3 protein-coding genes are annotated in these 13,752 nt (G+C 52.1%); all 3 read right to left on the bottom strand.

What is annotated here, in order from left to right; genetic code table 11:
- Positions 1–3: 3 nt before the first annotated feature.
- From sbnA to JMJ04_RS31040, 3 genes are read right to left on the bottom strand one after another with little or no spacing between them, the layout of a single operon-like run.
- Entirely contained in the window at positions 4–981 is a 978-nt protein-coding gene (sbnA, locus tag JMJ04_RS31050) for a 2,3-diaminopropionate biosynthesis protein SbnA (RefSeq protein ID WP_420799534.1), read from the bottom strand.
- Between the two features lie 59 nt (positions 982–1,040).
- Positions 1,041–5,072 carry a non-ribosomal peptide synthetase gene (locus JMJ04_RS31045; RefSeq protein WP_201374218.1) on the bottom strand — a complete coding sequence of 1,344 codons (4,032 nt, stop codon included), beginning with the start codon at positions 5,070–5,072 and terminating at the stop codon, positions 1,041–1,043.
- A 37-nt stretch (positions 5,073–5,109) separates the two neighbouring features.
- Positions 5,110–13,746 carry an amino acid adenylation domain-containing protein gene (locus tag JMJ04_RS31040; RefSeq protein WP_268887390.1) on the bottom strand — a complete coding sequence of 2,879 codons (8,637 nt, stop codon included), beginning with the start codon at positions 13,744–13,746 and terminating at the stop codon, positions 5,110–5,112.
- Positions 13,747–13,752 lie beyond the last annotated feature (6 nt).

Genomic DNA, 13,752 nt, shown 5'->3' with positions numbered 1-13,752 from the left:
CGCTCATCGCAGGACACCACGTGTTGGTAGTGCAGCGACCCGACGAGCAGCCGCCCAGGTGTCATCATAAATAGTATCCAGATAGCGATCTCCCCGGTCAGGGAAAAGTGTAATAACCCGATAGGATGGGGGGAATGTTGGCAAGAGTTTGTGCAATGCTGCGACAACCGAGCCAGATGAGCCACCTGCGAATATACCTTCTCGCATCACGAGATCGCGGCATCCTTGCAGTGCCTCATAATCATTGACGCAGATAACTTCGTCTATTTCATCCTTACATAGGAGTTCAGGTGCTCGGCTAGCCCCAATACCTGGAATGTCCCGCGGACCTGCAGGTGCGCCAAAGATTACCGAGCCAACAGCATCAACAGCAATCACGCGCAATCGAGGATATTTCTCGCGCAAACGCCTGGCCAGTCCCAAAATAGTTCCGGTTGTGCTTACAGCAATCACCAGGCAATCAGGAGCACGATCAAGTTGATCACATATCTCGCTACCTGTGGACCAGTAATGAGCTTGCCAGTTCAACTGATTGGCGTACTGATTAATCCATTGGCTGGCAGGAATACTTTCCAGCAATTCATGTACCCGCTTGATACGCGTTTTTAAGTATCCATTCTGATCATCAGGCGTTGTTACCATTTCGATATTCGCTTGCAACTGCTTCAAAATGCGCAGATTTGTCAAAGCGATCTTTGGATCAACAACGCAAGTAAAAGTAAGGCCATAGATCCTGGAGACCATCGCGAGTGCAATCCCCAGGTTACCGGATGAGCTTTCGATCAGGTGCGTTTGAGCAGTGATATGTCCATCTTTTAGCCCTTGCTCAATGATGAAGCGGGCTGGACGATCTTTTACACTGCCACCAGGGTTTAGGAACTCCAGCTTAGCAATGACCTCCTGCTTGGGTGAGGGAAATAAACGCTTCAGAGCGACTAACGGTGTCTGACCTATGCAACTAGCAATAGAATCGTGGATCATCATCTGCTCCTTTTTTTGCGAATTATTGGTAACTTGCTCCAGAGTACGAAAGATCACGCTCATTCCACAGTCATCTGGGTTAAAATGCGGGACAGAATGTCGGCCAGAGCGATTACATCTGGCTCGTTCATTAGTGTTGCATGTTCGCCAGGGACAATATGCAGTTCCAGTTCACTTATAGAGAATTCAGCCCAGCGATCAAGAGCGTTGTTGGCACCCACTTCGGCTGGAGCTGATACGTGCTGGCTCTCAAGCGCAGCTGAGGTCGGAGTTCGAAAAAGAGTAATCCTTCCTGGATACACAGCAGGGGTATAACTACGCAAGGCATGGAGTAACTTTTTTTGCATATGCGCAAAATACCTGAGATGCGCAAGACTGATGTCCTGGGGGACACGTTGTTGTATTTTTGCCTGTTCAAGCACATAGGGCAATCGCTCGTCCTCTTGTAGAGTGTTAAGAGCGAGAGGAGACGGGGCCAGTTGAAGTTCCTCTAAGATGCTCCGCGCTAGTTCGGGATCACGAAGATCTGGTGGGGCAAGAGGCTCTCTTTGGCCGAGAGGTGCTGAACTATCGAAGAGTGCTAGCAGGGCAACACGCTCGCCTTGCCTACGTAGCTGGCATGCCATTTCAAAGGCTATGACGCCGCCAGCCGACCAGCCTCCCAGAAAATATGGTCCCTGCGCCTGCGCCTGGCGTAGAGCGGCGATATATTGTGTAGCCAGTTCAACTACGGAAAAACTGTTCTGCTCCCACACGGTGGGGTCCGGTGCTTGTATACCGTAGACGGGCTGATCAGGCCCAAGACAACGGGCGAGAGTATAATAACAAAAAGCGGTTCCACCAGAGGGGTGAACACAGAATAGTGGAGGTCTTGAGCCATTCGTTTGGATGGGTACAATAGTTTGCCACGTGTTTGTATCAGTATAGTGACGTAAAACAGTAGCCAGTTTCTCAATCGTAGGGTACTGGAACAGTGTCGTGACAGGCAGGTCATGCCCAAATGCACGCTGAATTTGCGCAATCAGTGCTACGGCAAGGATGGAGTGTCCCCCTAACTCAAAAAAGTTGTCGGTGATGCTCACTGGCCAGACGTGAAGAAGATTTTCCCAGATGTGCATCAGTTTGAACTCCACCTGGTCGCGTGGGGCCACTACACTCTTCTTAGGAGAATGAGGCTTGAGCGTTTTTAATCGCTGATAATCTATCTTGCCATTTGCTGTCAGCGGCCACTCCGCCAGCGGCACAATCACTGTGGGATGCATATAAACAGGCAATTTTTCACTCAGGAAACGACGGAATTCCGCCAGGTCAGGCATGGTTTGCGTGTACTCTCTGGCTATGAGCACGTATGCTGCTAGTTTTTGCTCTCCAGGCGTATCTTCCTGGAGCAGCACCATACTCTCACGCACAGCAACGTGCTGTTTGAAAACGGCTTCGATATCTCCTGGTTCAATACGATAGCCTCTGATCTTGATCTGTCGGTCAAGGCGTCCAAGAAATTCAAGCTGCCCTTGCTCAGTATAGCGAACCCGGTCCCCTGTTCTGTAGAAGCGCTGAGGAGTTGACTCACAGGAATAGAGGGGAAACTGTTGGTCTGTCAATTCAGGATTTCCCAGATAGCCTGCAGCCAGCCCGGCTCCACTAAGCCATAATTCGCCAGGAATGCCTACAGGTACAGGCATGTGGAACTGATCAACGATGAGAAAACGCATATTCGCGATAGGCCTACCTAATGATACGCTGGTAGTCTCCTCCCTGCCACGCTCAAGCGTGCTTAGTTCATTCACCAGAACCCCAATGGTTGCCTCCGTCGGCCCGTAGTGGTTCCAGACTTTACATGTACAACCAGTAATTCGCAGGCGTTCTATCAGTTCCCAGGAGAGGGCTTCTCCGCCTAGAATAAGGTATTTGCGCGGTAATATGCGTTGGCCCTGCCCCCCGGTCAGCAACGCAGAAAAATGAGAAGGAACGATCTTCAGGACATCTATTGGATGTTCGTCAATATAACTCGCGAAAGCTTCACTAGAGGTGACAACCGTGTATGGCAAAATATGCAGGCAGCCGCCAGTGGCCAGTGAACAGAAAATCGTGGTATTACCCAGGTCTGCCGCCAGAGTGGAGACAGTAGCAAAATGCAAGCCCTTATCGCTATTCAGGCGCTGACACATGTCCTGTACATAATTACTGATGCCTTGCTGGCGAATGGCGACACCTTTGGGAAGACCAGTTGAACCAGAGGTGTAAATGACATAAGCCAGATGTTCTGGCTCAATTGTTGTTGCCAGGTTCGTATTCATTTCCTCTGTCAGGAGTTCAGACGCGCAATCCAGACAGAATAAACACCCAGTGTAAGCTGGCAATTGTCCGAGCAACGATTGCTGGGTCAGCAATACAGATGACTCGATTTGTGTAAGTTGTTGCTTCAATCGCGCAGAAGGCAGAGATGGGTCCAGTGGCACATATGCGCCACCAGCCTTCAAGATACCCAGCAACCCAAGCAGCATATCGATGCCTCGTTCAACATACAAGCCTACGAGCACATCAGGACCAACGCCCCGTTTTTGCAACCAGCGCGCCAGGCGATTTGCCTGCTGATTCAGTTCCCCATAGGTCAACGATTCACCGTCAGAGATAACTGCTGTTGCTGAAGGAGTTAACCTGGCGATTTCCTCAAAGAGCCACGTTAAGGGCTGGAAGGCAAAGTCGTCGTGAGGGCCAATCCAGTGTTGCAACAACCTTTGCCGCTCCACTCTATTCACAAGTTCCAGGCGGTCAACAGGATCAGCCAGGCGGGCTAGCGCACTTTCCAGCAACATCAGTACAGTATCGGCGAGTCGTTCAATTTGTCTGGCTGAAAAACATGTTGGATCATACTGCAATTCAAGTTGATATGTGCCGCTCGCCTGGACGACCCTCAATTTCAATCCGGCACATTCAAGGTGGCTGTATTCTTCCAGATAGCAATAAGAGATTGTCTCTGTTTTCCAGGTTTCTGTTTGCTCCACATACTCAAAGGCCAAAGGAAAGTATCGCGTATCAATACCTTCCAATGCTTCCTGCCTACGCCAGGAAAAATACAACTGCTGCTCACGCGCCTGCTCAAGGATGGCACGCATGGCAACGACGTTTTGAGAAAAGGTACGATCGCTCCGGCAATAAGTAGCCAGCGGAACAACACGGGCACAGTGACCAGGTATTGTTTCAAGTTCTTCATACATACGCCCATCACAGGTAACGCCTATGAGCAGATCAGGCTCGCCGGTCAGCCGACTCAAGGCAATTTGCCAGATGGTCAGTAACACTGACTCGTAAGAGCAAGCATTGTGTTGCGAAAACTGTTGGAGTTGTCGCATGATTTCCTCGGTAAGCCCGAATGTGAATCCCTGTGCGGCCAACTTTTCCGCTTTTTGAACCTCTGACTCTGATTGTATGGTTCTACCTGGTAGAAACGGCAAGGGCTGGGTATGTAATTTTGACAAATCGATCTGGCTCCAATACGCAAGGGGTTCAACCGCGTCTTCTTCCTCTAAGAGATCATTCTGCCAGGCTGATACTTCCGTATACTGCAACACCTGCTCAGTCGTGCTATCTTCTCCACGCAGATGCGTCTCGTAGGTCTGGCCCAGTTCTCTGAGAAGCAGACGTAATGTCACAGCATCGGCGCACAAGCCTGGAAGGCAGAGGAATAACTGGTGAGCAAGAGCTCCGGTACGCGCTAGCGTTACGTGTAACAGTGGGCCATGTTCCAGATCAAATGGCCGTGATCTCATTTCAACAAAGTGAGCATCAAGTTGTGTATCTTGTTGCTTTCTATCTAGCTGACTCAGATCAAATTCTTCGTAGAGCATTTCAACCTGAGAGGAAACAATCTGCATGGGAACATCCATGCCTGGCGGACAATAGAAACGTGTGCGCAAAATGCTGTATTGCGCGATAATACGCTTAAACGCTTGCTGCAAAATTTCAGGATCCAGAACTCCTTCAAGCAGCACGCGACCAAGAACACGATACGTCTGTATATCTTCCTCCAGAGTATAGAGGCGAGCCTGCTGAAGTGATAAAGGAAAACCTTTTAAGGTATGTACCGGCATTTACTTACTCCTTCCTCGTCAGAGAAAATACAGTCGCTTAATCCAGATCGATGCTTTCTTCTTTGACTGTTCTCAGCCTGCTGCGTAAGGAGTCCCGGCGCGTATCCAGGCTCATTTTATCGCTGCCTGGAGCAATTCCCAATACATGTATCGGGTCCTCAGGATGAGCAAGAATATTTTGTAGGAGAGCCTCATAGCGTTGAACAAGCTGCGCAATAGTACGCTCCTCGAAGAGGTTGGTATTATAGTTGACCATTCCACGCAATCCCGCTGGCCCTTCGACCAGGAAGAAGGCCGCGTCAAACTTCGCATGCTGGGTAGCAGTATCACCAACCAGCTTGACAACAAGTTCTGGCATACGAGTTTCAGTTGGCATCTCTGGCACATTTTGCAGTACAAAGAGGACATTTATAAGCGGCGTCATACCGTCACGACGCTCCAGGTGTAATTGATCAACCAGGTAGTCAAAGGGCAGGTCCTGGTGAACGTAAGCGTCGAGGACCATCGTGCGTACTTGCTGTAAAACCTCCCTGAACAGGGGTTGCCCATCTAGCTGGAGGCGTAATGCTAACAAATTAACAAAAAAGCCTATCAAGCTCTCTGTCTCTACCTGGGTGCGACTGGCAATGTCTGTACCAACGACGATATCCTTGCTGCCTGTTAAGCGTGCCAGGAGTACCTGGAAGGCTGCCAGTAAGGTCATGAAGAGCGTGACCTCTTCGCGCTTACTATAGGCTAGAAGTGCTTGAGAAAGGTCATCTGGCAAGCGGAACGTATAACTGGCACCACGATTGCTTGTTCCTGACTTGCGTGAATGATCTGCGGGTAAGTCAAAGGCACGAGCGCCGCGCAGTTGCGTTGTCCAGTAGTCCAGGTGGGCCTCAAATGTGCGATTCTGGAATGAGCGGCGCTGCCACTGCGCGAAATCAGCATATTGGATCGGTAACGCTGGTAGCGGCGACGGCTGAGACTGCGCGAAAGCGGCGTAGAGCGTGACCAGTTCATGGCGGAAAAGCTGTAATGACCAGGCATCAGCAACAATATGGTGCATTGTTACGAGGAGCAGATATTCTTGCTCCTGGTCAAACTGTACCAATGCAGCGCGGAACAAAGGTCCATGCGCAAGATCAAAGCGATGTTCGGCCTCGGCGCGCATAAACTTCTGGGTTAGATGCTGCTTCAGCGTACTATCCTCTACGTGTAAAACATGCTGCTCCAGACAGAAGTCATCTGCGGAGCCAATAACCTGCACCACCTGCTCTCCGTCAAAGCGATATGTTGTGCGTAAAATTTCGTGCCGTCTGACAATTTCCCGCAATGTCTGCTCTAAGGCATCAAACTTGAGCACTCCCTGTACATGCATAGCCAGTGGGATGTTATATGCTGGATTTCCCGGGTCCAATCGATCCTGGAACCAGAGGCGCTGCTGTGCAAAAGAGAGGAGCAATGCCTGTTCACGAGGGACGGGAACCAGCACAGGTCCTTCAGGCACGGCCTGCGCACCATACTGATCGTGCTCGATACGCCGCGCTAGCTCCGCAATATTCGGCGTCTCAAACAGCACTGAAACAGGGATGTTCGGTGTAAAGATGCGCCGGAGTCGGGTAACAACCTGTGTAGCGAGTAGAGAATGTCCTCCTAATTCAAAGAAATTATCATAAGTCTGTATACCTTTTCGTCTTAACACATCCTCCCAGATACCAAGCAGGATACTTTCCACGGGGCTGGTCAGTTTCGCAGGTTGTTCGATGTTTTCTCCGTAAACCTCGCTTTGCTGAGTGAATTCGGCAAGGGCGAGGCGGTCGACCTTCCCGTTGGGTGTGAGCGGAAAGGCTGGTACCACCTCGATCCGTTGCGGCACCATGTACCCTGGCAGGTGTTGGCGCAAACGGCTCCTGAGCGCCTGTTCCTCGATCATCTTCCCTCCCCTGCCTACGACATATCCCACCAGTTCCCCTTCCTGCACCACCACCACTCCTCCTTCTACCTCCTCCTGCTCCTCCAACGCTCCCTCGATCTCTCCCAACTCGATGCGATACCCTCGCACCTTTACCTGCTGATCCTTTCTCCCTATATACTCCAACTTCCCATTCTCTGCCCACCTCACTTCATCTCCCGTCCGATACAGCCGTTTCCCTGCCTCGCTCCCAAAGGGATCTGGCACAAAACGCTCTGCCGTCTGTCTCGCATCTCCCCAGTAGCCTTCTCCCACGCTTGCTCCCCCAATGTAGAGCTCTCCTATCACGCCCTGCGGCACCACTCGCCCTGCTTCATCCAGGACATACACCTGCGTATTCCCTATCGGTGTCCCGATTCGTATCCGCTCCTCTTCCCCCTCGATCCGCTCGCACGTCGACCAGATCGTCGTCTCAGTCGGGCCATACAGGTTCCATACCGCTCGCCCTTTCCCTTTGAGGGCTCGCGCCAACCCTCTGGGCAAGGCCTCTCCTCCACACAGAATTGTCATTCTGTCCTTTCCCTGCCATCCTGCCTCCACCAGCAGTCGCCAGGTGGCCGGAGTGGCTTGCATCACTGTGGCCTCGCTTCGCTGGAGCACCTGCTGCAATGCCTCGGCCTCGCTGGCCTCTCTGCGACTTGCAATCCAGATCTGGGCTCCACAGGTTAATGGCTGCAACAACTCCAGCCCGGCAATGTCAAACGAGATCGAGGTCACCGCCAGCAAGCGGTCCTGCTCCCCCAGACCCAGGCGTTGCTGAAGGCTAAACAAGCTATTGCGCAAAGCTCCCTGTCCGATCGCCACTCCCTTGGGTTGGCCCGTCGAGCCCGAAGTATAAATTACATACGCCACCGACTCTGAGCTGATCTCCTCCAGTGCGGCATCCAGCTCGCCCATCTGCTCGGTATCCAGTTCCCCCGCTTCGAGTAGCACCATCGCCACCTCTGCCCCCCATGTCGTGGGCAACTTGGGCGTCACCATGCTAAGCACAACACGCATGCCGCTTTGGGTCACCATATAGTGCAGGCGCTCTTGTGGATAATCCGGGTCCAGGGGGACATAGGCAGCCCCCAGTCGCAAGATAGCCAGCATACCAACCACCAAGTCCACTGAGCGCGGGAGGCAGATACCAACACGATCACCCGCTCGCACCCCGGCGGCGCGTAACTGGGTAGCGATCCAGGCACTGCGACGATCCAGTTGCGCATAGGTGAGTTGGTGTTGTCCATCGGTGAGTGCCAGGTGATGGGGCGTTTGTCGGGCCTGGTGTACAATGCGCTGAGGCACCAGGGCGATGCCCTCCAGTGGAAGAGTCGTCGCATTCCAATCCCGCAAGAGTTGCTGAGACTGGGCCTCTTCCAGCAACGGCAGAGAGCGGAACGGTTGATCGGGCTGCTCCACCAGAGCGGCTAGCAGGCGCTGCCAGTGTCCCAACAGCCTTTGGATGCTTGCCTCCGCGAACAGATCCGTATTGTATTCCGCTACACACTGTAGCCCCTGCTGGCTCTCTGTAAGCGAGAAGGTCAGGTCAAATTTGGCGGTCAGGTTCTCTGAAACCAGGGGCTCCAGAGAAAGGTGCTCACTGAATGTCGTTCCGGTAGCAGGCGCATTCTGTAAGACAAACATGGCCTGGAAGAGGGGAGAGCGACTGAGGTCACGTTCTGGATGCAGAGCTTCCACTAGCTGCTCAAAGGGAGCATCCTGGTGAGCGTATGCATCCAGGGCAACCTTGCGTACACGCTGCAGCAGTTCACGCAGGGTTGGGTTGCCAGAGAGATCAATACGTAAAACCAATGTGTTCACAAAAAAACCGATGAGTGGCTCAAGTTCTTCCTGGGTACGATTGGCTACAGGGATCCCGACAGCAATATCATTCTGACCAGAATAGTGCGCCAACAACGCTTGAAAGGCAGCCAATAACGTCATAAACAGCGTTGTACCTTCCTGGTGACACACTTGTTTGAGCTTTTCTAGCAATTCAGGCTTAGAACGTACTGTTAGACGAGCGCCATGGAAGGTTTGCACAGCTGGACGGGGATAATCTGTAGGCAAGGCCAGTGGCTCAAGCCCACTAAGCTGATTTTTCCAATAATCTAGCTGATGCTGGAGCGGCTCTCCTCGCAGCCAGGTCTGCTGCCAGTGGGCGTAATCAACATATTGCACAGGAAGCTCTGGCAAGGGCGAGGTTTTTTTCTGCTCAAAGGCACTATAGCAGGCTGCAAGCTCACGCACCAGAATACCTATAGACCAGGCATCAGAAATGATATGATGCATATTTACCAGTAAGATGTGCTCTTCGCTGGAGAGACGCAGGATCGTGACTCTAAATGGCAGCTCCTCTTGTAAATTGAATGGTCGTAGTATCTCAGCCTGAAGGATCTGTGAGGTGCGAACCTCCTGCTCAGTATTACTCCAGCTGCTGCCATTGATAAATTGAACGCGGAAATCGTCTACTGGATGGACCAGCTGGACGGGATCGCCATTTTTCAGAGGGAATGTTGTGCGTAATGTCTGGTGCCTTAAGACAATTTCGTAGAGGCTCTTCACCAGGACCTTCATATCCAGGCTACCGTGCAGACGTGCCGCGAGTGGTAGCGTATAAGCTGGATTCGCTGGTTCTAGCTGGTCCAGGAACCAGAGCCGCTGCTGCGCAAACGAGAGAGGGGCTTCCAGCATTTGTGTCGCACGAAGCGCGGGAAGGCTAAACTGGACCTGCGACTTATGCAAGCGTTGCGTAACCTGACGAGCTAGTCCAGCCAGGGTAGGCGTCTCAAAGAGGCTACGCAGGGGAAGCTCGACACCTAGCATGGTCCGTATGCGTGCCATCACCTGGGTTGCCAATAACGAATGTCCGCCAAGGTGGAAAAAGTTGTCGTAAATGGAGATGGTTTGACAATGGAGGAGATCTTGCCAGATCTCAGCTATGGTCTCCTCCACCGGGTTGCGCGGCTCCTCGCTCTGAGCAGTGACGTCTCGACCTATAATCTCAATTTGGGACAGCGCTTTGCGATCGACTTTGCCAAGCGGAGTCAACGGAAGCGCATCCAAAGCCATAATATGGGTGGGATGCATAACTTCTGGCAGCTTGCCTTGCAGATAAGTACGCACTTCTTGACTGTCGAGAACATGTTGACTGTCTGAAACCACATATGCCACAAGCGATTTTTCATGTTGCGCGTCTGTATGTACCACCACAACACTCTCAAGCACGCCAGGGTGTTGAGCCAGTACAGCCTCTATCTCACCCACTTCAATTCTGTGTCCACGAATCTTTACCAGGTGATCCACTCGTCCAAGGAACTCTATGGCTCCTTCGGCCAGGTAACGGGCCTGGTCTCCCGTCTTATAGAGCCGTCCACCAGGGATCGTACTAAAAGGGTCTGGGAGAAAGACAGTCGCTGTACGACCTGGATCACGCAAGTATCCTCGTCCAACGCCAACACCACCAATATAGAGTTCGCCAATGACTCCTGGTGGAACCAGAGACAGAGCATGATCTAGAACATAGGCTTGCATATTGCTGATAGGGTAGCCAACTGGCGCAATGGGTACTAACTCTGGCTCAAATGTGAGTTGCTGAATCGCGTAATGGCACTGATCATCAGAACACTCAGTTGAGCCGTAAGTATTCAAAAGAGGAATTGCAGGATAGCTCTCTAACCAGCGCTGACAAAGTTCTGTAGGCAACGCATCGCCCGTTGGAACGATCCAGCGCAAAGTGGTGAGAGACGGGCGCTGTTGCCCACGACGCTCGGCCTCGTATATGATTTCGCGCAACATAGATGGTACGATTTGGAGTATACTGGCATGAGATTGCTCAGTCTGTTCCAAAAGCCGAGAAGGATCAAAAGCTATTTCATCCCTAAGAATTTGAACGCGCCCTCCCACAAGGAGCGAGGCAAAACATTGCCAGATAATAATATCGAAGCAGGGCGGACCGTTCTGGATGACGCAATCTTCCTGCGTAATCTGGAGATCAGAAATTTTGCCATAGATATGATTGAGCATTCCACCATGCTCGACCATAACCCCTTTGGGCGCACCAGTTGATCCAGAGGTATAGATGATATATGCCAGGTTGTGCGGCTCACAGTGCGCAGGCAAATTAGTTATATTTGTGCCTTGCTCTAGCAGCATTTCTATGGCTGCGAGGGCGAGCAATCCTTCCTCTGCTACTCTTGTCGCAGGCAGAGCGGATTCTAATTGTGCCTGTAAATGCCTGTTCGTTAATACCAGAGCACAGGCACTCTGATCCAGTATCTGTGCCACGCGCACTGCTGGATAGTTCGGATCAATTGGAACGTGAATGCCTCCTGCCTTCCACACAGCCAGTACCGATATGAGAAAGAGCGGGCCGCGCTCAGCGTATAGGGCGATTGGCACTTCTGGCCCGACGCCACGCGCTGTTAGTTCCCAGGCAAGCCGATTCGCCTGGGCGTTTAGTTCCTGATAGGTAAATCGTTCGCCTCCACAGATGACAGCTATAGCCTGTGGCGTTCGCTCAACCTGGGCCTCAAAAAGCTGTGGCAGACAGCACTCGCGCGGATATGCTTGCTCAGTCGCATTTATAGCCAGGATTTGCTGACGCTCGGTTTCAGTTAGAAGCGGTAGATCCTCAAGGTGTGCGTCTGGTTGGGCTGCAATACCACTTAATAACCTCTGCCAGTGACCGAGTAACCGATTAATGGTCTGTTCTGAGAATAAATCGGTATTGTATGCCAGTTCGCAGAACAAACCCTGCTCCAACTCAGTCATAGTGAGCGAGAGCTCATACTTAGCTGCGGCATGTTCACGCTCAAACGATGAAGTGGTGAGGCCAACGAATGTATTATTGACGACAGGCAGATTTTGGAGTACTAGCATAACTTGAAATAACGGAGAACGGCTCAGGTCACGTTCAGGCTGCAACTCTTCTACTAGGCGTTCAAACGGTACCTCCTGGTGCGCATATGCACCCAGGCATACCTCGCGCACACGCGCAATCAGCTCACAGAAGCTAGGATTGCCAGCCAGATCTGTACGCAGCACCAGGGTATTAATAAAAGAGCCGATGAGTTTCTCTATTTCTGTATGCGTGCGGTTAGCAATCGGTGTCCCAACAGCTATATCCTCTTGCCCACTATAACGGGCCAGCAAGACCTGGAAGGCCGCGAGCAAAAGCATAAACAAAGTTGCATCCTCGCGCTGGCTTATCTGCCGCAATTCTTCAACCAGTGCCGTCGGTAGAAGTAGTGTCTGTAGTGCACCATTAAAGGTTTGCCTTGGCGGGCGGGGATAGTCAGTCGGCAAATCCAGAGGAGATAGATCTTGGAGCTGCCGCTTCCAATAGGCTAGATGTCGTTCAAGTACCTCGCCTTGAAGCCAGGAGCGCTGCCAGGCTGCATAGTCCGCGTATTGAAGCGTCAATTCACTTAATGGCGATGGCTGACCTTTCTGAAAGGCCATATAAAGCGTCGTGATTTCTCGCTGTAAAAGCCCCATAGACCAGCCATCAGCAATAATATGATGCATAGTCAGCAAGAGTACATGTTCGTGAGTGTGCAGGCAGAGCAGTGAGACGCGCAACAGGGGGCCCCGAGCCAGGTCAAATGGAGTGGAGTCCTCTGCGAGGATCGCCTGTTGCACTCGGCTTTCCTGTTCTTCATGACTCAGATCACGCCAATCCTCATACTGAATGGCAAAATCCTCCCAGGCATTGATGACCTGGACAGCTTGCCCATTTTTTTCTTTGAAAGTGGTACGCAACGCCTCGTGCCGTCGCACTACTTCGCGCAAACTTTTTTCTAACACAGCCTTATTCAACGGGCCATGCAGACGTGTCGCGGTGGGAATATTGTAGGCAGCACTCCCCGGCTCAATCTGATCCAGTAGCCAGAGTCGCTGCTGTGTGAATGAGAGGGGGAGATCCTGCTTGCGCTCTACTACAACCAGTGACGGGCGTTCTCCCGGATTAGCTCCTTCTAAAGCCTCGCGCACTCTGATAGCCAATCCCTCTATCGTTGGTGCCTCGAACAATGCGCCTACTCCCACCTCTACACCGAAGACACTGCGCACCCGTGCCATTACCTGAGTTGCCAGCAGAGAATGTCCACCTAATTCAAAGAAGGACTCCTGCCTACCAATCCTCTTTCTCTTCAGAACGCTGGCCCAGATCTCCACCATCACTTCTTCTATTACTCCAGAGGGCGCGCCTTCTACTACCTTAACCTCTTCTTCGATTTCTACCTGGACCAGAGCTACACGGTCAATTTTGCCGTTGGCCGTCCGTGGCAGGGCTGGCAGCCAGACAAAGCGACCTGGCACCATATATCCTGGCAGTTTCTCGGACAGGTAGGCTCGTATCTCCGCCTCTGCCTCTTCCATCTGTTCAACTACCACATACGCAATCAGTAGCCCATCCTCAACCAGTATTATGCACTCGCTCACACAAGGGTGCTGTGCCAGAACCGTCTCGATCTCTCCCAGTTCGATGCGATAACCTCGCACCTTCACTTGCTGATCCACCCTCCCTACATACTCCAGACTCCCGTCTTCCCGATAACGACCCAGGTCTCCTGTCCGATAGACACGCCCTCCCACCTCTCCACTCCACGCATCTGGGACAAACCGCTCCGCCGTCAGACTCGCTCTCCCCAGGTACCCTCGTGCTACTCCCGCTCCTCCCAGATAGATCTCTCCCACCACTCCGATCGGCACTGGCTCTCCTTCTCCATCCACCACATA

Source organism: Ktedonobacter robiniae (assembly GCF_016587375.1).
GTDB classification, from domain to species: Bacteria; Chloroflexota; Ktedonobacteria; order Ktedonobacterales; family Ktedonobacteraceae; genus Ktedonobacter; species Ktedonobacter robiniae.
Note: the sequence above shows the minus strand (reverse complement) of the source record. Positions and strands in the feature narration are given on the sequence as shown.